Source organism: Mesorhizobium sp. B2-3-11 (assembly GCF_006442215.1).
GTDB classification, from domain to species: Bacteria; Pseudomonadota; Alphaproteobacteria; order Rhizobiales; family Rhizobiaceae; genus Mesorhizobium; species Mesorhizobium salmacidum.
On record NZ_VFVS01000004.1, the window covers coordinates 202,684 to 228,762 of the forward strand.

The 26,079-nt window shown below is 63.4% G+C and carries 28 protein-coding genes; 7 read left to right on the plus strand and 21 right to left on the minus strand.

The window, feature by feature from the left end; translation table 11 throughout:
* The first annotated feature begins 49 nt into the window (after window positions 1-49).
* Window positions 50-904: a hypothetical protein gene (locus FJ960_RS08270; RefSeq protein ID WP_140713054.1), complete on the plus strand. Its 855-nt coding sequence runs from the start codon at window positions 50-52 to the stop codon at window positions 902-904.
* Window positions 905-977: 73 nt separating this feature from the next.
* Here FJ960_RS08270 and FJ960_RS08275 read toward each other — a convergent pair whose 3' ends face one another.
* Both FJ960_RS08275 and FJ960_RS08280 read right to left on the minus strand, forming a co-directional pair.
* On the minus strand, window positions 978-1,847 hold the full coding sequence (locus FJ960_RS08275) for an NAD(P)-binding domain-containing protein (protein WP_140713056.1): 870 nt from the start codon (window positions 1,845-1,847) through the stop codon (window positions 978-980).
* Window positions 1,848-1,875: 28 nt separating this feature from the next.
* Window positions 1,876-2,640, minus strand: coding sequence for an SDR family oxidoreductase (locus tag FJ960_RS08280; protein WP_140508975.1), 765 nt, complete (start codon window positions 2,638-2,640; stop codon window positions 1,876-1,878).
* Between the two features lie 183 nt (window positions 2,641-2,823).
* Here FJ960_RS08280 and FJ960_RS08285 point away from each other — a divergent pair, with 183 nt between their 5' ends.
* Window positions 2,824-3,189, plus strand: a complete 366-nt coding sequence (locus tag FJ960_RS08285; RefSeq protein WP_140508974.1) for a helix-turn-helix domain-containing protein — start codon at window positions 2,824-2,826, stop codon at window positions 3,187-3,189.
* 66 nt (window positions 3,190-3,255) lie between these two features.
* Here FJ960_RS08285 and ftsH read toward each other — a convergent pair whose 3' ends face one another.
* From ftsH to FJ960_RS08360, 15 genes are all read right to left on the minus strand, one after another.
* Window positions 3,256-5,181, minus strand: coding sequence for an ATP-dependent zinc metalloprotease FtsH (gene ftsH, locus FJ960_RS08290; RefSeq protein WP_027141803.1), 1,926 nt, complete (start codon window positions 5,179-5,181; stop codon window positions 3,256-3,258).
* A gap of 122 nt (window positions 5,182-5,303) precedes the next feature.
* Window positions 5,304-6,671: a tRNA lysidine(34) synthetase TilS gene (gene tilS, locus FJ960_RS08295; RefSeq protein WP_140713248.1), complete on the minus strand. Its 1,368-nt coding sequence runs from the start codon at window positions 6,669-6,671 to the stop codon at window positions 5,304-5,306.
* A gap of 58 nt (window positions 6,672-6,729) precedes the next feature.
* A complete protein-coding gene (gene ybgF / locus FJ960_RS08300) occupies window positions 6,730-7,824 on the minus strand; it encodes a tol-pal system protein YbgF (protein WP_140713058.1) in 1,095 nt (364 codons plus the stop codon).
* Window positions 7,825-8,003: 179 nt separating this feature from the next.
* Complete coding sequence (pal, locus tag FJ960_RS08305) at window positions 8,004-8,510, minus strand: peptidoglycan-associated lipoprotein Pal (RefSeq protein WP_027141800.1); 507 nt, start codon at window positions 8,508-8,510, stop codon at window positions 8,004-8,006.
* A 235-nt stretch (window positions 8,511-8,745) separates the two neighbouring features.
* Window positions 8,746-10,056: a Tol-Pal system beta propeller repeat protein TolB gene (tolB, locus tag FJ960_RS08310; protein ID WP_027141799.1), complete on the minus strand. Its 1,311-nt coding sequence runs from the start codon at window positions 10,054-10,056 to the stop codon at window positions 8,746-8,748.
* A gap of 39 nt (window positions 10,057-10,095) precedes the next feature.
* Complete coding sequence (locus FJ960_RS08315; protein ID WP_140713060.1) at window positions 10,096-11,247, minus strand: TonB family protein; 1,152 nt, start codon at window positions 11,245-11,247, stop codon at window positions 10,096-10,098.
* A 7-nt stretch (window positions 11,248-11,254) separates the two neighbouring features.
* A complete protein-coding gene (tolR, locus tag FJ960_RS08320; RefSeq protein ID WP_027141797.1) occupies window positions 11,255-11,707 on the minus strand; it encodes a protein TolR in 453 nt (150 codons plus the stop codon).
* An 11-nt stretch (window positions 11,708-11,718) separates the two neighbouring features.
* Window positions 11,719-12,429, minus strand: a complete 711-nt coding sequence (gene tolQ, locus FJ960_RS08325) for a protein TolQ (RefSeq protein ID WP_015315267.1) — start codon at window positions 12,427-12,429, stop codon at window positions 11,719-11,721.
* A gap of 259 nt (window positions 12,430-12,688) precedes the next feature.
* Window positions 12,689-13,159 carry a tol-pal system-associated acyl-CoA thioesterase gene (gene ybgC, locus FJ960_RS08330; RefSeq protein WP_140713062.1) on the minus strand — a complete coding sequence of 157 codons (471 nt, stop codon included), beginning with the start codon at window positions 13,157-13,159 and terminating at the stop codon, window positions 12,689-12,691.
* 169 nt (window positions 13,160-13,328) lie between these two features.
* On the minus strand, window positions 13,329-14,225 hold the full coding sequence (locus FJ960_RS08335) for a metallophosphoesterase (protein ID WP_140713064.1): 897 nt from the start codon (window positions 14,223-14,225) through the stop codon (window positions 13,329-13,331).
* Between the two features lie 194 nt (window positions 14,226-14,419).
* On the minus strand, window positions 14,420-15,457 hold the full coding sequence (gene ruvB / locus FJ960_RS08340) for a Holliday junction branch migration DNA helicase RuvB (RefSeq protein WP_027141794.1): 1,038 nt from the start codon (window positions 15,455-15,457) through the stop codon (window positions 14,420-14,422).
* Window positions 15,458-15,500: 43 nt separating this feature from the next.
* Window positions 15,501-16,121, minus strand: a complete 621-nt coding sequence (gene ruvA, locus FJ960_RS08345; protein ID WP_027141791.1) for a Holliday junction branch migration protein RuvA — start codon at window positions 16,119-16,121, stop codon at window positions 15,501-15,503.
* Window positions 16,122-16,134: 13 nt separating this feature from the next.
* Window positions 16,135-16,647 (minus strand): crossover junction endodeoxyribonuclease RuvC, encoded by a 513-nt coding sequence (gene ruvC, locus FJ960_RS08350; RefSeq protein ID WP_027141790.1) that lies wholly within the window; start codon window positions 16,645-16,647, stop codon window positions 16,135-16,137.
* 96 nt (window positions 16,648-16,743) lie between these two features.
* Window positions 16,744-17,277 carry a DUF1465 family protein gene (locus FJ960_RS08355; RefSeq protein WP_027141789.1) on the minus strand — a complete coding sequence of 178 codons (534 nt, stop codon included), beginning with the start codon at window positions 17,275-17,277 and terminating at the stop codon, window positions 16,744-16,746.
* 385 nt (window positions 17,278-17,662) lie between these two features.
* Window positions 17,663-18,043, minus strand: a complete 381-nt coding sequence (locus FJ960_RS08360; RefSeq protein WP_140713066.1) for a cbb3-type cytochrome c oxidase subunit I — start codon at window positions 18,041-18,043, stop codon at window positions 17,663-17,665.
* A 322-nt stretch (window positions 18,044-18,365) separates the two neighbouring features.
* Between FJ960_RS08360 and FJ960_RS08365 the strand changes: the two genes are divergently transcribed.
* A complete protein-coding gene (locus tag FJ960_RS08365) occupies window positions 18,366-18,917 on the plus strand; it encodes a DUF2269 family protein (RefSeq protein WP_140713068.1) in 552 nt (183 codons plus the stop codon).
* A gap of 30 nt (window positions 18,918-18,947) precedes the next feature.
* Here FJ960_RS08365 and FJ960_RS08370 read toward each other — a convergent pair whose 3' ends face one another.
* From FJ960_RS08370 to FJ960_RS08380, 3 genes are all read right to left on the minus strand, one after another.
* Complete coding sequence (locus tag FJ960_RS08370; RefSeq protein ID WP_027141786.1) at window positions 18,948-19,718, minus strand: sulfite exporter TauE/SafE family protein; 771 nt, start codon at window positions 19,716-19,718, stop codon at window positions 18,948-18,950.
* A 117-nt stretch (window positions 19,719-19,835) separates the two neighbouring features.
* Window positions 19,836-20,564, minus strand: coding sequence for a class I SAM-dependent methyltransferase (locus tag FJ960_RS08375; RefSeq protein ID WP_140713070.1), 729 nt, complete (start codon window positions 20,562-20,564; stop codon window positions 19,836-19,838).
* A gap of 85 nt (window positions 20,565-20,649) precedes the next feature.
* Window positions 20,650-21,108 carry an Lrp/AsnC family transcriptional regulator gene (locus FJ960_RS08380; RefSeq protein ID WP_140713072.1) on the minus strand — a complete coding sequence of 153 codons (459 nt, stop codon included), beginning with the start codon at window positions 21,106-21,108 and terminating at the stop codon, window positions 20,650-20,652.
* A gap of 132 nt (window positions 21,109-21,240) precedes the next feature.
* Here FJ960_RS08380 and FJ960_RS08385 point away from each other — a divergent pair, with 132 nt between their 5' ends.
* The 3 genes from FJ960_RS08385 (at window position 21,241) to FJ960_RS08395 (ending at window position 23,969) form a co-directional block, all read left to right on the plus strand.
* Window positions 21,241-22,146, plus strand: coding sequence for a DMT family transporter (locus tag FJ960_RS08385; protein WP_140713074.1), 906 nt, complete (start codon window positions 21,241-21,243; stop codon window positions 22,144-22,146).
* A gap of 133 nt (window positions 22,147-22,279) precedes the next feature.
* Window positions 22,280-22,927, plus strand: coding sequence for a thiamine phosphate synthase (locus FJ960_RS08390; RefSeq protein WP_140713076.1), 648 nt, complete (start codon window positions 22,280-22,282; stop codon window positions 22,925-22,927).
* Between the two features lies 1 nt (window position 22,928).
* On the plus strand, window positions 22,929-23,969 hold the full coding sequence (locus tag FJ960_RS08395) for a tetratricopeptide repeat protein (protein ID WP_140713078.1): 1,041 nt from the start codon (window positions 22,929-22,931) through the stop codon (window positions 23,967-23,969).
* A 15-nt stretch (window positions 23,970-23,984) separates the two neighbouring features.
* Here the strand turns inward: FJ960_RS08395 and FJ960_RS08400 are convergent, their stop codons facing one another.
* Window positions 23,985-24,998: an NAD(P)-dependent alcohol dehydrogenase gene (locus tag FJ960_RS08400; RefSeq protein WP_140713080.1), complete on the minus strand. Its 1,014-nt coding sequence runs from the start codon at window positions 24,996-24,998 to the stop codon at window positions 23,985-23,987.
* 105 nt (window positions 24,999-25,103) lie between these two features.
* On the opposite strand from FJ960_RS08400, the gene FJ960_RS08405 reads away from it, so the two are divergent.
* Window positions 25,104-25,973 carry a LysR family transcriptional regulator gene (locus FJ960_RS08405; RefSeq protein ID WP_140713082.1) on the plus strand — a complete coding sequence of 290 codons (870 nt, stop codon included), beginning with the start codon at window positions 25,104-25,106 and terminating at the stop codon, window positions 25,971-25,973.
* Window positions 25,974-26,079 lie beyond the last annotated feature (106 nt).

Below are 26,079 nucleotides of genomic sequence, written 5' to 3' on the forward strand. Positions count from 1 at the left end.
TTATTGATTCGCTGGGACGTATAATGGGCTGGAGCCACGGAGAAACGCTATGCTCATCCACCGAATTGCTACTCTGACCGGCCTTGCGGTCGCGACGTTGTTCCTGGCCGCGCCAGCCAACGCGCTGACGATGGCCGAGTGCAGCACGAAGTATAACGCCGCCAAGGACGCGGGGACACTTGCCGGGGCGACCTGGAACCAGTTCCGCAAGGCACAGTGCGGCACCGACGCCGCGGCCACCACCGACACCAAGGCGGCCACGACCAAGGCTGCTGAAACCAAGCCGGCCGAAACCAAGCCGGCCAAGACCACCAAGGCTGCCGCCGACAGCACGGCCAAGGGCCTGACCGCCAAGGAATGCAGCACCAAGTACCAGGCGGCCAAGGCCGCCGGCACGCTGAACGGCATGAAGTGGAACGACTTCCGCAAAACCGAATGCGCCGCTGGCGCATCCGCCGCCGCTGACACCACCAAGCCGGCGACCACCAAGGCTGCGACCACGACCGCCCCGGCCGCCGCTGCTGGCAAGGGCCTGAGCATGGCCGAATGCAGCACCAAATATCAGGCTGCCAAGACGGCGAACACGCTGAACGGCATGAAGTGGAACGACTTCCGCAAGAGCGAATGCGGCGCCAGCGCCTCTGACGATGATACCGTGCCGGCTCCGAGCGAGGCGACCTACACCAAGGAACCAGCAAAGCCGACTGCTGTGGCGCCAAAGGGCGTGACTTTCCCGACCGCCATCTCGCCGAAATTCGCCAGCGAGACCCCGGCCAAGGGCCGCATGCACACCTGCCTCGAACAGTACTACGCCAACAAGGACGCCAACACGCTTGGCGGCCTGAAGTGGATCCAGAAGGGCGGCGGCTTCTACAGCCTCTGCAATGCCAAGCTGAAGAGCTGATCGACCGCATCTGAAAAAACAAAGCCCGCGAGCCGCTAGGTTCGCGGGCTTTTTTGTTCGGCATTGGCCAGGCTCAACTCCCTTGCTTGGAGAGGAGCCCGACCAGACTTGAAAGATCGGCGTTGGCCATGCCAGCCGCCACACCGCGTCGCATAAGATTTTGCATCGGCAAGACGAGTTCGGTGCTGACACCAGCCGCTTTGCTGGCATCAACCAGATTGATATAGGCATCTGCCTGCATGCCCAGATTGGAAACGACATTGGCGGTGTGGTCGCCGCTGTCGATCTGTTGCGCCCATTTCGGCAATCCGCCTTGCATCGCCTGAAGCCACGATGTCAGCAGCGGCATGAATTCGCCGGCGGGGATTCCAGCCTTGCCCGTCAATGCCAATGCCTGCAGCACACCGGCGAACAACCCGTACATGCCGGCCAGGAGCGAGATGTCGTAGAGTGGCGCGAGACCGGCATCCTCGCCAAGATACTTGCTGGTGCCGAGCGCATCGAGCCGGCCTGCATGATCGTCGAACGCTTGCCTGGAGCCACTGTAGAGTATCAAGGCATTCTGCCCGCCGATCATCGGCGGTACCGCCATGATGCCGCCGTCGATATAGTCGGCACCGCATTGGGCGGCCCAGACGGACATCGCTCGCGCCTGTTCGGGTGTGCCGTTGGTGAGATTGACCAATGTGCGTCCCGAAAGCGCGTCCCCTGCGGGACCGAGCACCTCATGGACAGTGTCGTAGACCAGAAGGCATGCCACGATCAGCGGGCTCGACCTGACCGCCTCCTCGACATTCCTGGCCACTATGGCGCCCTTTGCCGCGACGAGCTCCGACTTTGCCGCTGAGCGGTTCCACACCGTCACCGCGTGCCCCTTCTCAAGAAAGGCTTCGGCGAGCGCCGTGCCCATGGCACCGAGGCCGATTACAGCAATATCACTCATCCTGCTTTTCCTTTGTTCGCTTTGCCGGTCACGCCGGCAGAGGGCTCAGATCCTGGCCAAGGCCGCCATCCACGGTCAGCCGGGCACCCGTGGTGAAGGTCGCGTCGAAAGCCAGGAACAGCACCGCACGCGCCACCTCCTCGATCGTGCCGTGACGCTTCATCGGCGTGACCTTGTCGCCTATCCTGATGAAGGCCGCACGCTCCTCGGCGGAAGCGCTGGCCACACCCATTGTCGGTGTGTCGATGAAGCCGGGGCTGACCACATTCACGCGGATCCGGCGCGGCAGCAGTTCGGCGGCCAGCACCTTGGCGAAGGCGCGAAGTGCTGCCTTCGACCCGGAATAGACACTCATGCCGCCGGTGCCGGATTCGTCGGCGACGGACGAGGTGAAGACGATGGCGCCGCCATCCCTAATGAGGGGCAAGAGCCGCTGAACGGTGAAGAAGGCCCCCTTGGTATTGATGTTGAAGATGCGGTCGTAGCTGTCTTCGGTCACCTGCGGCACCGGCTCCAGATAGGCGATCCCGGCATTGACGTGCAGGAAATCGATCTGGCCGAGCTTCTGCCCGACCTCTGCGCCGAGTGTAACGATAGCGGCCATGTCGCCGATGTCGGACCGCAGCACATGGGCGCGCGAAAACAGCCTGGCGCGTGCGGCATCGATGTTGCGTTCGTCACGGCCGGTGACCAGCACCTCGGCGCCGCCCTCAACCAATGCCTCGGCGACAGCGAGCCCCATGCCGTGGGTTCCGCCGATCACCACCGCTTTGCTGTTTGCGTATCGTGTCATGATGCATCCTTTTGACAAAATCCTGCCCTCGACGGCCTTTGCAGGCCGAAGCGGGATACCGATATGGTGTTGTGGTGCTCGCCGGTGTTTGCGATCTGGTCCGAAGCTATGGGCCGACTTGGTTTTTCTCAAGTACCGACAAAAATGTAAGCCACCCACCGATTGCTCAGAATTGGATGAAACATGGGAAAGAAACAGCCAGATAGTTGCGGACTTGGACCCGCACTCGAGGTGATCGGCGGCAAATGGAAAGCGTTGCTGCTCTGGCAGATACACAAAGCGCCGGCGCGATTCGGCGAGCTGAAGCGCCTGGTGCCCGACATCAGCGAAAAAATGCTGATCCAGCAGCTGCGCGAAATGGCGGCGGACGGCATCGTCCATCGCCAGGTCTTCCCCGAAGTGCCGCCCAGGGTCGAATATTCGATCACCGACTTCGGCATCGAGCTGGACAATGCCCTGATCCCGCTCGCCAGATGGGGCAAGCAACATGCGGTGCGGACTGAAAGGCGTCCCGGCAAGGCAGATGCGCCCGCGCCACACGCTTCATGACCAGCACGAATAAAAAACGCCGCGGCTTCAAACCGCGGCGTTTTTCTTGAAACCTGTAATCTAAGCTCAGCTGGACGGCTGCGGCTCCATGCCGCCTTCGGGCTCGGGGCCCTTCTTGCGGCGGCCGGACTTCGGCACGGCCGAGCCACGGCTCGGCGGCGTGTCGTCGCCAAGGTCGCGCGAGGGCTTCTGTCCGGCGATCAACTGCTTGATCTCCTCGCCGGACAACGTCTCGTATTCGAGCAGGCCTTGTGCCAGCGCGATCCATTCCTTCTTCTTCTTGGTCAGGATGGATTTAGCCGTCGAATAGGCTTCGTCGATCAGCCGGCGCACCTCGCCGTCGATGATCTGCGCGGTCTCTTCCGAGATGTTCTGCGTACGCGCCACCGAATGGCCGAGGAACACTTCCTCCTGGTTGTCGCCATAGGCGACATGGCCGAGCTTGTCGGAGAAGCCCCAGCGCGTGACCATGGCGCGTGCCAGCTTGGTCGCCTGCTCGATGTCGGAGGAAGCGCCGGACGTGATGTTCTCCTTGCCGAACTTGAACTCCTCGGCGACTCGGCCGCCCATCATGATGGCGAGGCGCGAGATCATGTATTTGTAGCTCATGGAGTAGCGGTCGCCTTCCGGCAACTGCATGACCATGCCGAGCGCGCGGCCGCGCGGGATGATGGTCGCCTTGTGCAGCGGATCTGCCGACGGCACGTTGAGCGCCAGGATGGCGTGGCCGGCCTCGTGATAGGCGGTCAGCTCCTTCTCGGCCTGGGTCATGGCCGACGAGCGGCGCTCGGCGCCCATCATGATCTTGTCCTTGGCGTCCTCGAACTCGGCCATGGTGACGAGGCGCTTGTTGCGCCGCGCCGCCATCAGCGCGGATTCGTTGACCAGGTTCATCAGGTCGGCGCCAGAGAAGCCGGGCGTACCACGAGCGACGACCTTAAGGTCGACATTGGGCGCCAGCGGCACGTTGCGCACATGCACCTTGAGGATCTTCTCGCGGCCGACGATGTCGGGGTTCGGCACCACCACCTGGCGGTCGAAACGGCCTGGTCTGAGCAATGCCGGATCGAGCACGTCGGGCCGGTTGGTGGCGGCGATCAGGATGATGCTTTCGTTGGACTCGAAGCCGTCCATCTCGACCAGCAGCTGGTTCAGCGTCTGCTCGCGCTCGTCATTGCCGCCGCCGAGGCCGGCGCCGCGATGGCGGCCAACGGCGTCGATTTCGTCGATGAAGATGATGCAGGGCGCATTCTTCTTGGCCTGGTCGAACATGTCGCGGACGCGGCTGGCGCCGACGCCGACGAACATCTCGACGAAGTCCGAGCCCGAAATGGTGAAGAACGGCACGTTGGCTTCGCCGGCGACCGAGCGGGCAAGCAGCGTCTTGCCGGTGCCGGGAGGGCCGACCAGCAGCACGCCGCGCGGAATCTTGCCGCCGAGGCGCTGGAATTTCTGCGGATCGCGTAGGAACTCGACGATCTCTTCGAGATCTTCCTTGGCCTCGTCGACGCCGGCGACGTCCTGGAAGGTGACGCGGCCATGCGCCTCGGTCAGGAGCTTGGCCTTGGACTTGCCGAAGCCCATGGCGCGCCCGGAGCCGGACTGCATCTGGCGCATGAAGAATATCCACACGCCGAGGATGAGGATCATCGGCAGCCACGAGATCAGGTAGCCGAACAGCGAATTGGAGCCGTCGGTCTCAGGCCGCGCATTGATGGTGACGTTCTTGTCCTGCAGCCGCGAGACCAGCTGCGGATCGCCGGGCGAATAGGTCTGGAAGCCACTGGAGTTGTCGGTGTAGGTGCCGGTGATGCGGGCGCCCGCGATGGTCACCGTCTTGACCCGGCCGGCCGCGACATCCTGCAGGAACTGCGAATAAGGCACATCGCTCGAAGCCCCGCGCGTCTGCGGCGTCTGGAACAGATTGAAGAGGGCGATGAGCAGGACCGCTATGATCGCCCAGAGCGCGAGGTTGCGATAGTTCGGATTCATCAATTGTCCCGTTGGCGTCCGCGAGCGGACAGCATCATGAGAGGAAACTTGGGCCTAACATAGGGAGAGCGTCCCCCCTTGCCAAGCAGAACAGCATGTCTGGGTTAAGCTTTCGCCCAGCGTCAACCGGCACTGTGGCCACGCAATGGCAAGGCGGGAAGCGGCGCGGCGCCGATCAACCCGGCGACGGCGCGTGCCGGGGCCAGATCGAAGGACGGCAGGAAGCGGGCAAAGGGGCTAACGATCGGCGAGGCCGCGAACCCTTGCGGTGCGGGCCAATCAGGCGCCGGACCAGCCTTCCCGACGGCTTCCGGCAGGGCTGGTTCAGCCGCCAATGCCGCGCGCAACAGGCTGGGCGGGGTCTCGCCCCGGCCTACAGCCAGCCGCTTCGCCGCCGCTGCCCCGAATGGCGCGATCAACAATGCACCGCTGGCGTCGTTCAACGTGATTTGGCGGCGGTCATCCCAGATGGCCGCGTCGACCGCCGCCGCTGCCGCCGGCAAGCCCCGCATCTCTCGGTGCAGGAAGATGCCGGCGCGCCGGAAGTCGACCACCGTCCGCGACAATGTGGCGCAAAGAAACCCGGCCTTCAGCCGGGCGAACAACGCCTCGCTGCGAGCCAGGTCCGGCAGGAAGGCAATCCCGCCCGACGTTGCCAGCAGAATGCGCAGCGCGTAGACGGCCGCCCGATCGTCGCCGGCGCCGAGCAGGGCCGGATCGAGCCGGATGAGGCCCACTGCCGGCCGGCTGGCAAAGCGCTCGACCAGGCAGGCGGCCTCCGCGCCAACACGCGTGCGGGCGTCGGCCTCCTTCGCGGCCAACGCCAGCGCGTCGTTCATGCGCTGTGCGCCGGCCTCCCCGGCAAGGGTTGCGCGCATGCGCGGCCGCTCGAAGGCCTCATCGGCATTGGTCGGGTCCTCGGTCCAGCCGACCTGTTGGCGCCGCAGGAAATCGCGCAACGCATGGCGCCGCACCCCAAGAAGCGGTCGCACGATCCAGTCGCGCCAGTCATGCAAGGTGGCGGGTGCCATGCCGGCAAGGCCCCGTCCCTCGTGGCGGGCCGCATCGTTGCGATCGAGCCGCATCAGTACCGTCTCGGCCTGGTCGTCGGATGTATGTCCGGTCACGATCAGGCCGATGCCTTCCGCCCGCGCGGCGCTGGCCAGCAGCCGGTAGCGCGCCTCGCGCGCTGCCGCCGGGAGGCCGGTCGACGGTTTTTCTCCGGACCAGGCCAGCATACGGTGGGCGATGCCGCGCTCCGCGCAAAGCTTCGCCACGGCCAGTGCCTCATCAGCCGAACCCTGCCGCAAGCCGTGGTCGACGGTTACAGCCAGCAGCCTGGCGGACGGTGCGGTTCGGTCGAGATGCTGTTTGACAAGAAGAAGGAGCGCAGTCGAGTCGCTGCCGCCCGATACGGCCGCAACAGCGCCGTTGGCAAAATCGATATGCGAAAAAAGTCTCGTCGAAAAATCAGGCCCGGTGTCGAGCATCAATGCATGTCGCCAAAAAGCGGTCCCGGGTTTGGGACTGCGACATCCCTGGGAAAGATCAGCACGCAGCCAGTGCCTTCTCCTGCTTGACGCGTTCCTTGAGTGTGCTGGAAATATCGGGATAGCGCTTTCCGACCTCGCTGAAGGTGGCGCAGGCGACATCATGCTGCTTGAGGCCGACCAGCGACACGCCGAGCTTCAACAGCATGTCGGGCGCTTTCTTGGCTTTGGGATAGTCCTTGCTGGCGGCGAGGAAGACTTCCGCCGCATCGCGGTATTTCTGCTGGCCAAGCAGCGATTCGCCCAGCCAGTAATGTGCGTCCGCCGTCTTGGCGTCCTTGGGGAAGCGGGAGATGTGGTCGCGGAAACCCTGTTCGGCGGTGCCGTAGTCGCCCGACAGGATGAACTGGTAGGAGTTGCGGTAGAGCTCTTCGGGATTGTTGGTGGCGGGCAGCGCCGCGACCACCGTGCCGCCGGACTTGCCGGCCTTGGCGGGTGCGCCGTTGGCGGGTGCCGTGTCCTGTGCCGGTGCGGTTGCCTGCGTATTGCCGCCGGCATCGATCACATTGCCATTCTTGTCGACGGTGATGGACCCAAAGGTCTTTTCGGGCGCTCCCTTGCCGGGGATCACCTTGCCGGGGTCGCCGTCGGGTGATTCGACAATGACGTCCTCGACCGTCTTGCCGCTTGTGGATTGATCGCCGCCGGGCGCGGCCCCGGCATCAGCCGGCGCCCGGGTTGCCGGGGCCGAGGCCACGTCGGTGTTGGTTCCGGTGGTGGCGTCTGATTTCTTCTGCGCCGGCGGTTGTCCACCTTGCGAGCCGCCTTCCAGCTGCTGGAAGCGGAACTCGTTGTCTTCCTGTTGTTTGCGGATCTGCTCCTGCATTTGCAGGATCTGGAAATTGAGTTCCTCGACCTTGCCGGTCAGCTGCCGCAGCTGGTCCTCGAGCCCGGTCACGCCGGCGCCGCTCGACTGCGCGAGCTGGACCTGATCCTGCTTTTTCTTCTCACCGAAAAGGCTGGGCAACTCAAGTGTCGGCAGATGGAAGGAAAACCCGCTCTCGGTTGATTGCCCCGAACCGCTCGCCAAAGCGGTTACGCCTGATAGGAGCAGCAGCGCAAGCGTGCCGCTCAGAACCGATCTCAAATGCATGTGCCTCTCGCCGTCCAATCGTTAGCTTGTTCGCGCCTTCCAATCGATGTGAGACCAGCCAAGCGCCCTCGGCTCATAGCAGGGCGCGAGACTTCGGCCAAATTTTGTTTCGGGCCTCCGGATATGAAAAAGGCGGCCGGGAGGCCGCCTTTCGCAGAAGTGTGTTGTATTTTTGCCGATCAGGATCCAGCGCCGCTGAGCGTGGTGACGGCGCGGCGGTTCTGCGACCAGCAGGAGATGTCGTCGCATACCGCGACCGGACGTTCCTTGCCGTAGGAAATCGTCTTGAGGCGGCTGGCCGAAACACCCTTGGAAACCAGGAAGTCGCGAGTAGCGGCCGCACGGCGGGCACCGAGCGCCAGATTGTATTCGCGCGTGCCGCGTTCGTCGGCATGGCCTTCGACGACGATGGCATACTGCTTGTACTGGTTCAGCCACTGCGCCTGACGCGAAAGCGTCGTCTGCGCGTCGGCCCGGATCGAGGTCGAGTCCGTATCGAAGAAGATGCGGTCGCCGATGTTGACGGTGAAGTCCTGCGCAGAGCCGGGTGTTGCAGCACCCGCGCCATTGAGGCCAAGGTCAGCGGCGCTGTTCGGCGTCTTCTTCGAGGCGCAACCGGCGACGGCGAGCATCGCCACCAGCGCGATCATGACCGGGTTTCTGGTAAGTGCTGCGATACGGCCCATGCCGCCTCTCCTTCGTATTCGAGTGATTTCGTTGATCACCCAGTAACCACGTTTGGGTTAACCGGCATTCAAGAAACACGGTTAAAATTCGGTTTAAACTGCCCGTCCGCAGCCGTTTTGTCATGAGCCACAGTTGGCGCGGACCCTAGGCGGAAATGCGGCCAAAACGCGACGAAGGCGGGAAAAAGGGGCCGAAAACGGCCCCTTTTCAGCTTGTGTGGCAATTCAGTCGAACCTATTCCAGCAACGGCGACCAGGCCGGATCCGAAGCAAAATTCGATGTCGGGATCGGCTGTTCGTTGCGGCCGGTGAGATCGACGGAAACCAGTTTCGGGCCGCCATTGGAGTCACGGAAGAACATCAGCACGCGGCCGTTCGGGGCCCAGGTCGGGCCTTCCTGCTGGAAGCCGGACGACAGGATGCGCTCGCCAGAGCCGTCGGTCTTCATGACGCCGATCTGGAATTCGCCGCCGCTCTGCTTGGTGAAGGCGATGAGGTCGCCGCGCGGCGACCATACCGGCGTCGAATAGACGCCGTCGCCGAAGGAGATGCGGGTCTGGCCCGAGCCGTCGGCGCCCATGACGTAGATCTGCGCGCGGCCGCCACGGTCGGAGGTGAACACCACCTTGCTGCCGTCGGGCGAATAGGAGGGGGAGGTGTCGATGGCGGTCGAGTTGGTCAGCCGCGTCGTCGAACGGCTGCGCAGGTCCATGGCGAAGATGTTGGAATTGCCGTCGTCGCGCAGCAGGCTCATGATCACCTTCTGGCCGTCGGGCGAGAAGCGCGGCGCGAACGTCATGCCGGGAAAATTGCCGACCAGTTCGCGCTGCCCGGTCTCGATCTGCAGGAGATAGACCCGCGGCTGGCCGCTTTCATACGACATGTAGGTGATTTCCTGCCGGTTCGGCGAGAAGCGTGGCGTCAGCACGATTGACCGGCCATCCGAAAGGTAGCGGACGTTGGCGCCGTCCTGGTCCATGATGGCGAGGCGCTTCTTGCGCGCGTTCTTGGCGCCGGACTCGTCGATGAACACGACGCGCGTGTCGAAATAGCCCTTCTCCCCGGTCAGCCGCTCATAGATGGCATCGGCGATGATGTGGGCGACGCGGCGCTGATTGGCATCGTTGGCGAAGAACTGCTCGCCGGCCATCTGCTGTCCGGCAAAGGTGTCCCACAGACGGTACTGGGCGCGGATACGGCCGTCTGCTTCCTTGCTGACGCTGCCGGTGACCAGCGCCTGCGCGTTTATTACCTTCCAGTCGTCGAAGCGGGGGGTTGCGTCCGGATTGGCGATCTTCTCGATGAAGGCGCTCTTGTCGATCGGCGCGAACAGGCCGGAGCGCTTGAGATCAGCGGTGACGATCTGGGAAATCTGGGCGCCAAGCGCATCACCGCCCTGGAAATCCGTGATGGCGATCGGCAGCGGCTCGACATTGCCCTTGTTGACGTTGAGTTCGACGAGCGCCAGCGCCGGCAGCGTGCCGGCAGCGGTCATGCCCATCGCCATCGCGGCAATCATCAGGAGCGGCTTGAGGATTGATTTCATGTCTTCTCGCTTCTCATACTGATTTTCGGATATCAGGGCCTACAGGCCGAGCATCTCCCTTGGATCGAAGGTGACCCGGATGTCGTTCCAGATATCTTGCTTGCCGGCGGGAACCTGCAGGCCGGCCATGTCGCATTTCTGAACCGCGCGCACCGCACTCTCATCGAACTGCCTGTTGCCGCTCGATGTTTCAACGGAGGGACGGCCGTCGAGCTTGCCTGAGTTGTTCAGGTTGAAACGGACGACGACGACGAAATTCTCCGAACCTTCAAGTCCGGCCGGCAAGGTCCAGCAACCGCCCAACTGGCTTTCCAGGGCGCCCTGCTCGGACTTCGACAGCTTCTGGCCTTGATTCTTGTCGCCACCGAGCGACGCCTGCTGGGTCGAGCGCTTGGCGCCGCCGCCGGACGGCTTCTGCTTGTCGAGCAGGGCCGAAATCTCATTGGCGTTGAACTGCTTGTCGTCGGACTTCGGCTTCGACGAGGCTTCCTTGACCGGCTTGTCGGCATCCTTGCGGTCAGGCGCCTTGGCGCTTTCGGCCTGTGCCGGCTGCGGCTTTGGCCGCGCTTCCGGCGCGGGCGCCGAATTCGGCAATTGGGTCTCTTCTGTGGGCGGGTCCTTGGCTATGGCCTCGGCGACGGCATCCGGCTTGACCTCAGGGGTCGGATCGATAGCAGCGGTCTTGTCCTGCGGCGGCGGTGTCGGCTTGGCCGGCGTCGGCTTGGGCTCCGTCTTCTTGACCGGCTCGGGCTTGACCTCTTCCTTGGGCGTCGGCGCTGGCGCCACTTCCGTCGCCGGAATGGGCTTGGGCTTTTCCTGCGGCTTCGGCACGTCCTCGGTCTTCGGGATTTCCTTCGGGGTTGGCGCTGGCGCCGGGGCCGACGTCGTTTCGACGGGTTTCGGCTTGGCTTCCGGCGTTATCGGCTTGTCGGTGTCGACGCTGTTTTCGCCCACCTTCTGCGCATCCGGCACGACGTCGGGACGCTGCGTCGGCAACGGCGCCGGCTTTTCATGCATCACGGCCTTCTTGTCGCCCTGTAGCGTCTGCGCAATGGCTTCCATCGGCACGATGTCGACCGCAACCGACTCCACGTCGGCCGACGGAAGCGCGGCCGGCGCCGACAGGGTGAACAAGCCGAAGGCCAGCACCGCCGTGTGCAGGATCACCGATGTGGTGAGGCCGGTCCTCATCGTGCGTCTATTGATCCTGTTCCTGCAGTGAAACCAGGCCGATGTTCTTGTAACCAGCGGCCGAGATGCGAGCCATGACCTTCATGGCCGTGCCATAGTCGGTCGATTTGTCGCCACGAATGAAGATACGCTCTTCATAACCGGTCTTCGAGATCGCCTGCAGTTTGGCCACCAGTTCCTCGATCGGAATCTCGGTTTCCTGCAGGAATATCTTGCCGGTCGCATCGATCGAGACGGTGATCGGCTGGGTGTCGGCATTCATCGCCTTGGCCTGCGTGTCCGGCAGGTCGATCGGCACGCCGACCGTCAGCATCGGCGCGGCGACCATGAAGATGATCAAAAGCACGAGCATGACGTCGACCATCGGCGTGACGTTGATCTCCGACATCAGCGCATGGTGGCGGCCGCGCCGCCGGTGGCCGCGCCCGCCGCGCCCTCCCATGCCTACGGACATACCCATCTCGTTACTCCTCAGGCCTTAGGCGCGACTTTTTCATCGATTTGGCGCGAGAGTATGGCGGAGAACTCATCGGAGAACCCCTCCATGCGCACAGCGATCTTGCTCGCATCCGATGACAGCTTGTTATAGGCGATGACCGCCGGAATAGCGGCGAGCAGGCCGATGGCCGTCGCCAGCAGCGCTTCGGCGATACCGGGCGCGACCACCGCGAGGCTGGTGTTCTTGGAGCCGGCGATGGCCTGGAACGACGTCATGATGCCGATGACGGTGCCGAACAGGCCGATGAAAGGTGCTGCCGATCCGGTCGTGGCAAGGAAGCCGAGGCGTCCCTCCAGCTTCTCCATCTCGCGAGTCAGCGCCAGGTCCATGGCCTTGTCGATGCGGGTCTGCAGGCCGAGCGGCGACTTGGCGCCTTTCTCGAAACTCTTCTTCCATTCACGCATGGCGGCGACGAAAATGGCGCCCATGCCTGTCGTCTTGCGGTCGGCGAGCGTGCGGTAGAGTTCCTCCAGCGACTGCCCGGACCAGAAAACCTGCTCGAAGCGGTTCAGCGCCAGCCGCATGCGGCCATAGGCAACCAGTTTGTCGACGATGATCGCCCAGGTCCATACCGAGGCACAAAGCAGCCCGATCATGACCAGCTTGACCACCCAGCTGGCCTGCATGAACAAGGCCCAAATCGACAATTGCGCGCCCGGTTCGGCGAGTGCGATATTTTCCATCGTTACGTCCTTAAGATTTTCCGGGCGAAGCTGGCGGCTGGCCCATGGCATCCCTTGTGGTCGGTTCGCACGAAGCTACCGGACACCCCAAACCGTGCCGTTAGCGGCCTTTTCGGGGCAAATATTGGTGAAAGGAAGGCGCTGGATAACGCCAATCTTCGCCAATCTCTTCATGAACCGTTATGGTTAAGGATGGGTTAGTCCATCAGGCGCGGCGCATTGCCGCGCCCGGGCATCGCAGGCCGGCATCACCTGAATATCAGCGTACCCGAGGCATGAAGGCCGCGACCCATTCCCTGGGGAAGCGCCTCGGCCGGCCGTTCTCGCCGATGATCGCCGCCTCGACCTTGGCCTCGACCAGCACCTCGTCGCCGCGCTTGAGCTGCTGCGCCATGAAGATGCGCGCGCCTGAGATGTCCCGCGTGCGGGTGTCGACGGTCAGTATGTCGTCGATGCGGGCGGGGATGCGGAAGTCGATCTCCATGCGGCGTACCACCCACACGATCTTCTCGCCATGCTTGCCGTCGGCGAGTTCGGTATGATGCACGCCGGTGAGCCTGAGATAATCGGAGCGGCCGCGCTCGAGGAATTCGAGATAGCGCGCGTGATAGACGAGACCTGAGAAATCGGTATCGGCATAATAGACCCGCGCCATCAGCCGGTGGCCGAACTCGGTCAGCGCGCCGGAAAGCCCAGCCAGCAAAGCCGCGGATTCACCATGATCGCCCATTGCGCTTCCCTTTTGGATGCCGATGCGGCAGGTATTTTTGGCGCATGAACCCGATGACACTGTTGACGGCGCGGATCAAGACCCGTGCTGGCGTCGTCGAAGCGTTCAATGGCGAGAAGGCCGAGCCGGACGTGAAGGACGCAATCCGAAGCCTACCCTGAAGTGCCGGTCAGCCGAGGTCGATCTGCAGGATTTCCGGACGCATGCCGAAGCGGATGGGCAAATTGCTGAAGCCGAGCCCGCCCGAGACGATCAGGTTGCGGTCGTTCTCGATGACATGGCCATAGGCGTAGCGATTGCCGAACTGCGACGGCACGATAGGCGAATAGCCGAACAGCCGCACCTGCCCGCCATGGGTGTGTCCCGCTAGCGTCAGCGACACGCGCGACGGCACTTTTGGAAAAATGTCTGGTTCGTGCGCCAGCAGGATGACAGGCGCGGGGTCGCTGATTTTAGCCAGCGTGCCGTCGAGATCGTCCAATCGCCTGGGACGCTCGTGCTTCTTTTTCCGCAACAGCGCCAACTGATCGGCGAGGCCGGCGATCCATACGCCATGTCCATCCTTTTCCAGACGCACGACGTCGTTCTCCAGAACCGGGATGCCGACCTTCTCCAATGCCTTGCGCGCGATCGTCGGACCAACTCCGGCACGCTGCGCGAAGCCATCGGCCCACCAGTCGTGATTGCCGAGGATCGACAGCACGCCGAGCGGTGCCTTGAGGCCCGATAGGGCGCCAGCCCATTCCGGCGGCGTCACCCTTTGCGACAACAGGCGAATGCCGGCGATGTAGTCGCCGAGCAGCACGATCAGGTCCGGCTGCAGAGCATTCGCCTCTTCGGCAAGCGAAGCGATCCGCTCCGGCGTCATCCACGGCCGGCAGGCGTGGATGTCGGCAAGCGCGACGACGCGAAGCTTCAATCCGGCGGCCCAATGCGGTGGCGTGAGCGCATAGCGCTTCACATGCGTCAGCAGCATCGGTTCGATGCCGACGGCGTAGGCACTGAACGAGGCCACCGACAGGAATGACCCGCCGATGAAGCGCAGGAACCCGCGTCTGGTTATCATTGAGTGACTCCGGCACCTCATTTCGGCATGCGCTGATGCCTGTCTCCCCAAAAGCGATCTCGATTTGGGACGACGACGTGCAAGAGGCAGCGAGCCCGATACAATCCAAGAATACGCCTGCAAGCCGGCGAAGATGAGGAGAATTTGCGCAGGTCCGTTCACTGATGCTTGATCGGCGTGAAAGCCGCGGCGGGCTACTCTTCCTGGAACAAATTGATCTGCTGCTGCGCCAGATCCTTCGGCGCATCGAGGCCGAGATGGCGCCAGGCATTGGCGGTCAGCATGCGTCCGCGCGGCGTGCGCTGGATGAAGCCCTGCTGGATCAGATAGGGTTCGATGATGTCCTCGATGGCGTCGCGCGGCTCGGACAGGCCCGCCGCGATCGTCTCGATACCCACCGGCCCGCCGCCGAAATTGCGCGCGATCATGCTGAGATAGCGGCGGTCGAGCGCGTCCAGGCCGAGCGCGTCGACTTCGAGCCGGGTCAAGGCTTCGTCGGCGATCAGGCGGTCGACATGGCCGTCGCCGGCAACCGAGGCGAAATCGCGCACCCGCCGCAACAGCCGGCCGGCAATGCGCGGCGTGCCGCGCGCGCGCCGTGCGATCTCGAGCGCACCGTCATTGCCGAGCGGCATCTGCAGGATGCGAGCGCCGCGCCGCACGATCTGCTCCAACTCCTCGACGGTGTAGAAATTGAGCCGCACCGGAATGCCGAAGCGGTCGCGCAACGGATTGGTGAGCAGACCGAGCCGCGTGGTGGCTGCCACCAGGGTGAAGCGCGCGAGGTCGATCTTGACCGAGCGCGCCGCCGGTCCCTCGCCGATGATCAGGTCGAGCTGGAAATCCTCCATCGCCGGATAGAGGATTTCCTCCACCGCCGGGTTGAGCCTGTGGATCTCGTCGATGAACAGCACATCGCCTTCTTCGAGATTTGTCAGCAGTGCCGCGAGATCGCCTGCCTTGGCGATGACCGGCCCGGAGGTCGAGCGGAAATTGACGCCGAGCTCACGCGCCATGATCTGCGCCAGCGTCGTCTTGCCCAGCCCCGGCGGTCCCACGAACAGCACATGATCGAGCGCCTCCTTGCGGCCCTTGGCGGCCTCGATGAAGACTTTGAGGTTTGCCCGCACCGCCGCCTGACCGACGAAATCGTCGAGCGTCTGCGGCCGCAACGTCTGCTCGGCGTCCTCGCCACGCTTTTCCGGTGCAATGAGACGGGGGGAAAGGCTCATGGGTCCTTACTTGCACAGGGTAGCGCCTCGGACAAGCGATGGCTCACCGCGCCAGTTCCCTCAGCCCGAAGCGGATGAGTTTCGACGCATCGGCGCCCTCGCCCGCCGTCTTCAGCGCCGCCGACACCGCATTGGCGGCGGTGTCACGCGAATAGCCGAGGTTGACCAGGGCCGAGACCGCGTCGGTGATCGGCGCCGGCGCTACACCTTCGCCGAGTTCCTGCTTGAGCCCGATGGTGCCGGTGGCGGTGCCTGCATAGGCCGGTGCCTTGGCCTTCAATTCGGTGACGATGCGCTCGGCCACCTTCTTGCCGACGCCAGGGGCGCGGGAAACCATGGCGATGTCGCGCAGTGCAATGGCATTGGCGAGATCGGCCGGCGCTAACGTCGACAGGATGGCCAGCGCCACCTTGGCGCCGACACCCGGCACGTTGTTCATCAGCAACCGAAACCATTCGCGCTCGAGCTGCGACTGGAAACCGTAGAGCCGCAGCATGTCCTCGCGGACATAGGTCTCGATGAACAGCACCACCGCTTCGCCGGGCGAAGGCAGTGCCGCCAGCGTGCGGGTCGAGCAGTAGGCGACATAGCCGACGCCGTGGATATCGACGAGACAATGGTCTTCGTCGACCTCGTCGAGCGTGCCCTTGAGCTTGCCGATCATCCCCAATAGCCTCTCATGATGCCAATACTGCCAGCCGATAGGCCGCACTCTGCCGGTGATGCGCGTGGCAAATCGCGATGGCCAGCGCGTCGGCGGCGTGTTCGGTGTCGAAGATCGCCTTCGGCAGCAGCACCTTCACCATCATGTGGATCTGCTTCTTGTCACCGTGGCCGACGCCGATCACCGCCTTCTTCACCGCGTTGGGCGCATATTCGGCGACGACGAGGCCCGCCCGCGCCGGGACCAGCATGGCGATGCCGCGCGCCTGGCCGAGCTTCAGCGTCGCAACGGCGTCCTTGTTGACGAAGGTCTGTTCGACGGCGGCCTCATGCGGCATGGCCTGATGCAGGACTTCGGCAAGCCCATCATGCAGTTGACAGAGCCGCGTCGCCAGCGCTGCCTTGTCCTCGGAGCGCACGGTACCCGAAGCGACAAAACGCAAGGAATTGCCGAGGCTCTCGACAATGCCCCAGCCGGTGCGCCTGAGCCCCGGATCGATACCGATGATGCGAATCGCGTCCCCCATCCGGTGACTTTACCCCCGGCGGACAGCGATGCCAGCGAAATGTGAACAAACCAGAAACAACCCTTGCCAATTCAAGGGGAGCGATTGCGGGATCGCTTAATTGCGGGCGAACGCCGTGTTGAGCAGGCTGATCTGGTCCGAAACCGGATTGGGCCGGCGGGCCACGGGCTGCATGTCGACCACCGCGCCGGCGCCGTAGATCTCTTCATCCATGCGGCGCACCAATGCCTGCAGGCGCAGCGATCGGTTAACGAGGTCGAGGAAATCGTTTGGCAGTTCGGCCCAGCCGGCCGCTTCGTCATGGGCGGAAGCGGTATCGAGACGCACCTTGGACTTTTCCGAGGCGACCTGGTCGCGGGTCATCTCGCCGGAATTCGCCGCGCGCTGCAAAAGCAGCCACGAGGCAACCTGCATCAGCCTCGTGGTCAGTCGCATCGATTCGGCCGCGTAGAGCGTGGCCGCCAGCCGCGACAGTTTCTTGGCCTCGGCCCGGCCCTTGCCGTCGAGATACTCCGCCGCCTGTTCGACCAGCCCCATGCCTTCCTGGTAAAGCGGCTTGAAGGAGTGCGAAAAAACCCGGCGCTCCGCCAGCTTCACGGTTTTCGCAATGCCCTTCGAAGGCTCGTTCATTGATAATGCCCCTGCACTCGCAACCGGCCGATTCGGCTCTCTGCCGATACACCCGGGACGCTATATAACTGAAGCTTGAAAATGCGCTTCGTCCGGGGTGAAGGCAAGCACATGTTTAACAGAAGGTTAACGGGGAACCGCTGCGCGGAATGCCGCCGGAATGCGGACAAAAAAAGAGCCGCGGATAAGGCGGCTCTCAGGAGTTTAACAGGGAGGCGTCAAACAAAGTGGCTCCAACCACTCGGTAAGAATCCAGATCACTGGATGGACATAGTAAACGCCTGTAAAGCTTAATGAACCCTTAACATCCCTGATATTTTTTAACCCGACACCGTGCTCCTGTGCCGTAACAGCACAGCCGCACAGGCCCGGTTTCAACCTTCCCTCAGGTCTTTTTCCACACCACTGGCAAGGCAACGAAAGCAAACAGCAGAATGCCTGCGTAGAAGCCGATCGAGGATATCCCCAGCAACGGCTCGATCCGCGGATTTCCGGCAAGCAGTATATAAAGGCCGATCATGAGCCCGATGCCGCTGATTGCCGTCAGCCAGAAATGGACCAGGGCCAGCGTCTTTTGCCCGGCTGCCGGAAACAGGTGGTAAAAGAACGCGAAGACCGCCGACATCAGCCAGCCCGCCACCATAGTGTGGGCGTGGGTCGGCATCTGGCCGTGATCTTCGCTGATGGCCATGTGGATGCCGAGTGCCATGCCGCACAGCGCATAGATGATCGCCAGCGTGAAGAAATTCCGTGCTGTCCCTTGCATATTAGTCCCCCGAATTGCCTTTTCCCAAGCTGGGAATGAGTTGATCGCCAGGCGAGCGCTGTCGCCGCCGGACTTCCAGCGTCGGCACTAGCATCGGCACTGTTTCCGGACGATGTCGCCCCCCGACGCTCCCGACATAGCAGAAAATCGGGCGGTGCGTTCATCATATTAGTCGCTCCTTTCGTTAGCCGGCAGTCTGAAACACAGCCGGCTTTTCCACGACATCGTTTCGAAACAGCCGCGGCGCTAAACGCTGCGGCATCTGATCGGCGAGCGGGCAATGGCCGCCTCGCCATCAACCATTGGACATCGGGAGAAAGTCATGGATTGGTATTCCATCGTCAAATTGCTGCACATCGTTTCGGCGATGCTTTGGGTCGGTGGCGGCTTCACGCTGATGGTGCTGGCGACGCTGGCGGATCGTGCCGGCAACATTCAGGGAACGCTGCAGGCGATGCGCGCCACCGGCGAGCTGGGCAACCGCTTCTTCGCGCCGATGTCGATGCTGACATTGGCCTTCGGCTTGATCATGTGCTCATTCTGGGTCGGCTTTTCCGATCTCTGGATCCTGATCGGCCTTGCCGGCTACGCCACGACCTTCTGCATCGGCATGTTCGTTTTCAAGCCGACAGCCGACCACATGACCGCGATGATCGCCAGGGACGGCGTGACGCCCGCGGCACTTGCCTACGGCCAGCGCATCCTGCGGGCGGCGCGCTTCGATTATGCGGTGATGCTGGTCATCGTCACCGACATGGTGCTGAAGCCGACCCTGCACGACGTCGCCATTCTCGCCGGCATGATTGTGGTTCTTGCCGCCGGCGCCACAATGGCGCTCGGCCGGACACGGCGCATGGTGCCCAACGCCGCCTGACCAGAGCGGATCGCCTGAACGGGCGCTGGTCTACATCAAGCCGGCAATCCCGTCCCACAGAAGCTTCACAGCCACGACCGCCACGGTCGCATAGGTGAAGGGATAAAAAACCTCCGGCCGCATTCGCCGCACCAGCCATGCACCGGCGATGGTCGACAACGGCGCCAGCGGCATCAGCACCGCCGATGCCGTCAGATTGGCGGTGTCGAATTGGCCGAGCGCGAAATAGGGAATGAGCTTCAGTGCGTTGGTGGCGGCAAAGAAGATCGCTGCCGTGCCCGACAGCACCTTGGGATCGAGTCGGATCGGCAAGGCATAGACTTGGAAGGGCGGGCCGCCGACATGGGCAACGAAGCTGGTGAAGCCTGCGACCGTGCCCCATATGGCCGCGGCCACGCGATTGGGTGCGGCCGCATGGTCGGAACCATGACGAAATTGCAAGTAAAGCCAGCGCAGGACGAAGATGATGGCGACGGCGCCGACGATGAGCCGCACCGCTTCCTCGGTGACGAGTGCTGCCGTCAGCCAGCCAAGCCCGATGCCGATGATGGCGCCCGGCATCATGTCGGCCAGCATCTTTCTGTTATAGACGCCCCACCATGTCCACACCGAGACGATGTCCATCAGGCACAGGATCGGCAGCAGGATGGCGGCCGCCTGCACCGGCGGCATGGTCAGCGCCATCAGCGGCACGCCGACAAAGCCGACGGCGCCGCCAAAACCGCCCTTGGACAGGCCGACCAGAATGACCGCCGGGACGGCGGCCGCGTAGAACCACGGATCGAGAAGCAGGCCTGACATGGGGAGGGGCTGGTCTGGAGGGAAAGCGGATCAACGTCTGAATAGCCTGGAATCGCCTGCTCGGCGACCGCAAATATGGGCTGGCCGCGACATATCGGGCCAACGGGCTTCGAACCCTTATCGGCGCGCCGAAACCAGCAGGAACATCGGCCGATCGAGCTCTTCCGCAAGATCCGGCCTGGCCGCGATCTGCGCACCCGTCGGACGGAATTCGTCGACATACTCGATTGTGAAACCCGTGCGGATCAGCGTGTTGAGCGTTGTGCCGACGGTGCGGTGATGTTTGACCACCCCCTTGGCCAGCCAGTCGGTCTTGCGCGGCCCTTCCACCAGATACCGGTCGACGGGCCACGTCCTTTTCCCTTCCCCATCGATCGACCAGCCCGGTTTGGTTGGGGCCATGTAGATCGGATGTTCCGTCGAGAAGACAAAATGGCCGCCGGGCGACAGGGCCTGGTGCACGGTCCTGAACAGGCGCTCAATATCCTCGATATAGTGCAAGGCGAGCGAACTGTAGGCGAGATCGAAGCCTCCTTGCGGCAGGCTTAGCTGGTCGAGGTCGGCTCTCTCGTAGGTGACGCCGGCGTCCGGGCCGGCCGCTCTCGCACGGGCAAGCATCTTCTCCGACAGGTCAAGCCCAAGGACTTGCCTCGCCCCTTGCTCGTGCGCCCAGCGGCAAAACCAGCCGAAGCCGCAGCCGAGGTCGACGATCCTGAGGCCTGCGACGTCAGGCAGCATCGCACGCAGCGCCGGCCACTCGGCAGCGCCGTCCAGGCCTTCGACAGAGCGGCCAAGCTGGCTGTAGCCAGCGAAGAAATCCGGCTGATCGTAAATGTTCTGCGCCATGTTTTTCTCGCTCCTAGGACAGCCATCTGGCGGAAGACTGACATTTGGTGAACTGGCCGCGCCTTTCCACCATGGCCATGTGGTGTCAAGCCTGTGAGCCCGACGGCAACCCCAGGGGCGGCGGCCGCCGCCGGATCGGCTGTGCCTTGATGATGGCGGTGCTGGTCTCGGCCTTGTCGGCGATACGGTCGAGAACACCATCGAGGTCGCCGATCGAGCGTACGTAAAGCCGGGCGACGAAACAGTCATCGCCCGTCACCTTGTCGCATTCGCCAAACTCGGCAATCTCCTCGATCAGTTTCTGGACGATGTGCAGCTTGCCCGGCAAAGGTTTGATCCGCACGATCGCCTGGAGCGTATAGCCGAGCGCCAGCGGGTCGATCTCGACGGTGAACGCCCGGATGACGCCCCGTTCCTCGAGCCGCCGCAGCCGCTCCGAGACGCTCGGCGACGACAGCCCGACCTGGGCCGCGAGATCCTTCAGCGAGGTCCGCGCATCCCTGACCAGGATTTCCAGCAGATTTCGGTCGAGATCATCCAGCATTTATTTTTCTCGTGGGTTCCAAGGTTCCAGCCTAAGATAATTAGGCAAAGCTGTCATATCTCCTTTTCATGGAGATGGAAAGCCTCGGCATCGCATGAGATTATGCCGCCTCAACGGGTTCAGAGGCTTATCATGAACGATACTGTACGTGGCACGGTCGAAATGTCGGCCGCAATGGCGATCTTGGGAACGATCGGATGGTTCGTCATCATGTCCGGCCAGCCGATCATGGATGTGGTGTTCTGGCGCTGCGCGTTCGGCGCGCTGACGCTGCTCGTCATCTGTGCTTCGCTTGGATTGTTGCGCAAGAGACTGTCGTTGCGCATCGTCGGCCTCGCGGCACTTGGGGGTGCGGCGATCGTCATCAACTGGCTGCTCCTGTTCAGCGCCTTCTCACGCGCCTCCATCTCGATCGCCACCGCGGTCTACAACACGCAGCCCTTCATGCTGGTCGGCTTCGGCGCGCTGTTGTTCGCCGAGCGGCTGACATTGACCAAGCTGAGCTGGCTGGCAATCGCCTTCGCCGGCATGGTGCTGATCGTCGGGGCCGCCCCTGACGCCGGCGATGTCGGCACGAACTATTTCGCCGGCATTCTCATGGCCCTGGCCGCCGCCTTCTTCTGGGCGGTCGCGGCCATCGTCACCAAGAAGCTCAAGGGCACGCCGCCGCATCTGATCGCACTCATCCAGGTTTGCGTCGGCGTGGTCATGCTGGCGCCCTTCGCCAATCTCTCGCATCTTCCCGCCGATCCATGGAGCTGGGCTATGCTGGCGACGCTCGGCGTGGTCCACACCGGCCTGATGTATATCCTGATGTACGGCGCCATCCAGAGGCTGCCGACGCATCTGCAGGGGTCGCTGTCCTTCATCTATCCGGTCGTTGCCATCCTGGTCGATGTCACGGCCTTCGGCCATCGGCTGCATCTCAGTCAGGTCGTCGGCGCCGCCGCCATCCTGACCGCTGCCGCGGGCATGAACCTCGGCTGGACATTGTGGAAATCCAGACCGTCCGCCGCGAGCCCGCAGCCGATCAAGTAACGCGGCATGCCGGCTACCCGGCCGGTCAAAAATTGCGATCCTGGCTGCCCGCCTGTTCAAAGCGGGCAGTTTGCTCTATGCCGCAATCCAACCATCTTCGCCCGGCATAGGCGAAACCCGGGATCGAAGAACCATGAATGACGCAACGCCCCCCAACCGCTGCCGCATCGTACTGATCGCGCCGCCCGGCGTGCTGGCCACCCGCATCGCGGCCGCGTTCGACGGCGGCGACATCGCCTCGCTGATCCTGCCCGAGAACGGCATGGACGAGGCCTCCTTCCAGGCCTTTGCCGAACAGGTCGTGCCGGCCGCGCAGGCCGCGGGCGTGGCCGTCATCATCGCTGGCGACACCCGCATCGCGGGCCGGGTCCAGGCCGACGGCATCCATGTCGAGGTCTCCAAGGCCGAACTCGCGGAGACGATCGAGCATTTCCAGGCGAAAATGATGGTCGGCGCCGGCGGTGTCAAGACCCGCGACGACGCGCTGGAGCTTGGCGAAGCCAGGCCCGATTACATTTTCTTCGGCCGCTTCGGCTACGACAACAAGCCCGAGCCGCATCCGCGCAACCTGTCATTGGGGCAATGGTGGGCGCAGATGATCCAGATCCCCTGCATCATCGAGGCCGGTTGCGATCTTGCCTCCGTCGAGACGGTGGCCGCCACCGGCGCCGAGTTCGTAGCGCTGTCCAGCGCCGTGTTCGCCGACGGCGTCGATCCGAAGGCGGCGATCACTCGCGCCAATGCGCTGCTCGACGAAACAGCGCCGCGCTTCGAGGATTGACGTGTCCCTGGCAAGGCTTTCCCTTCAGGCCCTGCTTGCGGCGGTGATGATCCAGGCCGCAGCCGCCGAAACCATACCCTTGCCGCAGCCCAAGCCTCAAACCGGCGTGCACACCGACAAGCCGATCGAAAACCAGCTGCCCCAGCCTGCCACCACGGCGGAGCCTGCACCGCTGCCCTCGGTCGACACCGTCAATCCCGATCGTTTCGGCGCCAAGCCGGCCGACGCCGCCTATGGTGCCTTCCAGCGCGGGCTCTACAAGACCGCCTACAATCTGGCGCTGGTCCGTGCGCAGAATGGCGACCCGGCCGCGCAGACGCTGGTGGCCGAGATCCTGTCGCGCGGGTTGGGTGTCCCGTTGAACTCGGCCGAGGCCGCGAAATGGTACGCGCTTGCCGCCGAGCAGGGCGTGCCGGAATCGCAGTTTCAATATGCGCTGATGCTGCTCGACGGCCGCTACGTCAAGAAGGACGTGAAGGGGGCCTATGCCCTGATGCAGGCCGCCGCCGAAGCCGGCAACCAGTTGGCGCAATTCAATTTCGCGCAGATGCTGGTCCAGCAGGATCCCGGCGACGCCGGCCTGGCCAAGGCGGTTTCCTACTATGAGCGCGCTGCGGCGACCGGTCTCGCCGATGCGCAATACGCCATGTCTCAGATCTATGCCAATGGCGTCGGCGGCAAGCCGCGCGACGACGCACAGGCACGGCGGCTGCTGGCGCAGGCCGCCCGTCAGAACTATGACACCGCGCAGATCGATCTCGCCGCCTGGATGATCGAGGGCCGCGGCGGCGCGCGCGACCTGAAATCGGCGTTCGGCTGGACGAAGCAGGCCGCCGAAGGCGGCAACGTCGCGGCCCAGAACCGCCTGGCAAAACTCTATATGCAAGGCATCGGCACCGATCCGGACCTCGTGCTCGCCGGCGCCTGGTACATCGTCGCCCGCCGCGCCGGCCTCATCGATCAGGAGATGGACGATTTCCTGCAAGGGTTGAGCGACGACCAGACCAAGCAGGCCCTGCAGAAGGCGAACCGCCTGCCCTGAGGACAGCGCGCACGCTTATTGCATGTGATCCAGGACGACTTTGCCGAAGGGCGAGCCGTGTTCGAGATGGCGGAAGGCGCTGGCTGCCTCACGCCACGGCAAGACCTTGTCGATCACCGGCGTCAACCGGTTGACGGCAAGAGCCCGGTTCATCGCCTCGAAGGATTCGCGTGAACCAACCGGTATCCCGCGTGCCCGGACCTGGCGGCGGAAGATGTCGAGCGGGTTGACTGCCCCTTCACTGCCGCCGAGATAGCCAATTACGTTGAGGGCACCCCGCGCCGAAGCCCTCAGCGACTGGGCGAAGCTTTGCGGCCCGCCGACTTCGATGATGTGATCGGCGCCCAGCCCACCGGTGAGCGCCAGCACGGCTGACGCCCAATCCGGGTCGCTGCGGTAGTTGATGCCATCATGGGCGCCAAGCGCTTTTGCGCGCGTGAGCTTGTCGTCGCTGCTTGACGTGACGATGACGCGTGCGCCGGCGGCGGCGGCAAACTGCACCGCAAACAGCGAGACACCGCCTGTGCCCAGGCTCAGCACCGTCTCGCCGGGTTTCAACCGGCCTTCGGTGAACAGCGCATGCCAGGCCGTCACGGCGGCGCAAGGCAGGGTCGCGGCCTCGACGTCGCTCAGGTGCTCTGGCGCAAGGACGGCCGCCTGTTCATCCAGCCTCGCGAACTCGCTGAGCAACCCGTCGATGGGACCGCCCCGTTGATAGGAGGGTTCGGCCATGGCGAAACTGCCGCCGATCCAACGCTGCCAGAATGTAGCGCAGACGCGGTCGCCGACCTTGAAGCGGGTCACTTCGGCGCCAACGGCAACCACTTCGCCGACGCCGTCCGAAAGCGGAACCAATGGCAGCGCAAAGGCAGTGTGGTAACTGCCACGGGCGATTTCCACATCGCGGTAATTCAGTGCCGTGGCCTTGACCTTGATAATCATCTCCTGGCGGCCCGGTTCCGGCATCAGCCGCTCGACCAGCCTGAGATTGTCGATGCCGCCCGGGTGCTGCAATTCGATGGCCTTCATTGTCTTCTTTCCGTTTGGAGGTCCTGGAAAGGAAAATCGCTTGCCTTGCTTATGATTTCAAATTCATAATAATCAGTATGATTATGCATTTGGAGCACCGCTAGAATGCTGGAGGAACTGCGCACGCTCGTTCTGTTCGCCGAGGAAGGCTCTATTCAGAATGTGGCCCGGCGCCTGCCTTTGACGCAGCCTGCCGTCACCCGTCAGGTGCAGCGACTGGAGGATATGCTCGGGACAACGCTTCTTGATCGCCGGCAGAAGCCGCCGCGCCTGACCACGGCGGGACTGGAGGTGTTGGAGCGCGCGAAAGACATACTGGCGTCAATCGAGGCTCTGAAAGCCTTCGCCGCCGACACCGAACCGCAAGGCGTGCTGCGTGTCGGCTTGGCACATGGCTTGTCCGACGGGAGCGTTGCGGGCGGTATAGCTCGCGCGGCTGCGACGTTTCCAAAAATATCCTTGCGGCTCAAGACCGGTTGGAGCGCGGATCTGATCGAGCAGTTCGAGCGCGGCCTGCTCGACATGGCGATTGTTCTACGACCCGCCAGTCATCAAGGCCCGGACGTGCTCGGCACCGAACGTCTCGCCGTCATAGCGCAGGCCGGCGCTACCAAATCCCGTCTTACGGACGCCGCCTGGGCTTCCATGCCTTGGGTGCTCAGTCCCGAGCCTTGCGACGCACGTCAGAGACTCCTCGCCATTTTGGGCGGCGAACGGCATCGGCTCGTTGTGGCAGCGGAAATTCAGGACCCGGCGATGCAGATGGAATGGGTACGTCGGGGACACGGCCTCGGCCTCATGCCGTCGCGGCTCGCCGCGCGCGGACTTCCCGACGACCTCGCGCTTGTCGATACTGGAGATTTGGACCTTTCATTGCAGGTCGTGGCACTGCGCTCTCCTCACCTCAACCGCCTGGCGAAGGCCGCGCAGGCCATTGCAACGACCGTCGGCGACGTCCTCGATATCGAGACCTGATGCCGCCTTGCCGGCTGGAGCCGACCCGTCCTCCCTTGCCTCTCCGGGCGATTTGTGGTCTTGGAGCCCTAAATCGCTTGTCACGGCGAACATCCCAACCAACGGT

Excerpts from the sequence above, each read along its gene's own strand:
- FJ960_RS08380 (WP_140713072.1), bottom strand. The coding sequence starts at position 21,108 with ATGCTGGATGATCTCGACCGAAATCTGCTGGAAATCCTGGTCAGGGAT.
- ruvA (WP_027141791.1), bottom strand. The coding sequence starts at position 16,121 with ATGATCGGCAAGCTCAAGGGCACGCTCGACGAGGTCGACGAAGACCAT.
- tilS (WP_140713248.1), bottom strand. The coding sequence starts at position 6,671 with ATGCTCGACACCGGGCCTGATTTTTCGACGAGACTTTTTTCGCATATC.
- FJ960_RS08270 (WP_140713054.1), top strand. The coding sequence starts at position 50 with ATGCTCATCCACCGAATTGCTACTCTGACCGGCCTTGCGGTCGCGACG.
- tolB (WP_027141799.1), bottom strand. The coding sequence starts at position 10,056 with ATGAAATCAATCCTCAAGCCGCTCCTGATGATTGCCGCGATGGCGATG.
- ybgC (WP_140713062.1), bottom strand. The coding sequence starts at position 13,159 with ATGGGCGATCATGGTGAATCCGCGGCTTTGCTGGCTGGGCTTTCCGGC.
- FJ960_RS08390 (WP_140713076.1), top strand. The coding sequence starts at position 22,280 with ATGAATGACGCAACGCCCCCCAACCGCTGCCGCATCGTACTGATCGCG.
- tolR (WP_027141797.1), bottom strand. The coding sequence starts at position 11,707 with ATGGGTATGTCCGTAGGCATGGGAGGGCGCGGCGGGCGCGGCCACCGG.
- FJ960_RS08355 (WP_027141789.1), bottom strand. The coding sequence starts at position 17,277 with ATGAACGAGCCTTCGAAGGGCATTGCGAAAACCGTGAAGCTGGCGGAG.
- ruvB (WP_027141794.1), bottom strand. The coding sequence starts at position 15,457 with ATGAGCCTTTCCCCCCGTCTCATTGCACCGGAAAAGCGTGGCGAGGAC.
- FJ960_RS08285 (WP_140508974.1), top strand. The coding sequence starts at position 2,824 with ATGGGAAAGAAACAGCCAGATAGTTGCGGACTTGGACCCGCACTCGAG.
- ybgF (WP_140713058.1), bottom strand. The coding sequence starts at position 7,824 with ATGCATTTGAGATCGGTTCTGAGCGGCACGCTTGCGCTGCTGCTCCTA.
- ftsH (WP_027141803.1), bottom strand. The coding sequence starts at position 5,181 with ATGAATCCGAACTATCGCAACCTCGCGCTCTGGGCGATCATAGCGGTC.
- FJ960_RS08335 (WP_140713064.1), bottom strand. The coding sequence starts at position 14,225 with ATGATAACCAGACGCGGGTTCCTGCGCTTCATCGGCGGGTCATTCCTG.
- FJ960_RS08400 (WP_140713080.1), bottom strand. The coding sequence starts at position 24,998 with ATGAAGGCCATCGAATTGCAGCACCCGGGCGGCATCGACAATCTCAGG.
- pal (WP_027141800.1), bottom strand. The coding sequence starts at position 8,510 with ATGGGCCGTATCGCAGCACTTACCAGAAACCCGGTCATGATCGCGCTG.
- FJ960_RS08365 (WP_140713068.1), top strand. The coding sequence starts at position 18,366 with ATGGATTGGTATTCCATCGTCAAATTGCTGCACATCGTTTCGGCGATG.
- FJ960_RS08315 (WP_140713060.1), bottom strand. The coding sequence starts at position 11,247 with ATGAGGACCGGCCTCACCACATCGGTGATCCTGCACACGGCGGTGCTG.
- FJ960_RS08360 (WP_140713066.1), bottom strand. The coding sequence starts at position 18,043 with ATGCAAGGGACAGCACGGAATTTCTTCACGCTGGCGATCATCTATGCG.
- FJ960_RS08280 (WP_140508975.1), bottom strand. The coding sequence starts at position 2,640 with ATGACACGATACGCAAACAGCAAAGCGGTGGTGATCGGCGGAACCCAC.
- FJ960_RS08405 (WP_140713082.1), top strand. The coding sequence starts at position 25,104 with ATGCTGGAGGAACTGCGCACGCTCGTTCTGTTCGCCGAGGAAGGCTCT.
- ruvC (WP_027141790.1), bottom strand. The coding sequence starts at position 16,647 with ATGGGGGACGCGATTCGCATCATCGGTATCGATCCGGGGCTCAGGCGC.
- FJ960_RS08370 (WP_027141786.1), bottom strand. The coding sequence starts at position 19,718 with ATGTCAGGCCTGCTTCTCGATCCGTGGTTCTACGCGGCCGCCGTCCCG.
- FJ960_RS08375 (WP_140713070.1), bottom strand. The coding sequence starts at position 20,564 with ATGGCGCAGAACATTTACGATCAGCCGGATTTCTTCGCTGGCTACAGC.
- FJ960_RS08275 (WP_140713056.1), bottom strand. The coding sequence starts at position 1,847 with ATGAGTGATATTGCTGTAATCGGCCTCGGTGCCATGGGCACGGCGCTC.
- FJ960_RS08385 (WP_140713074.1), top strand. The coding sequence starts at position 21,241 with ATGAACGATACTGTACGTGGCACGGTCGAAATGTCGGCCGCAATGGCG.
- tolQ (WP_015315267.1), bottom strand. The coding sequence starts at position 12,429 with ATGGAAAATATCGCACTCGCCGAACCGGGCGCGCAATTGTCGATTTGG.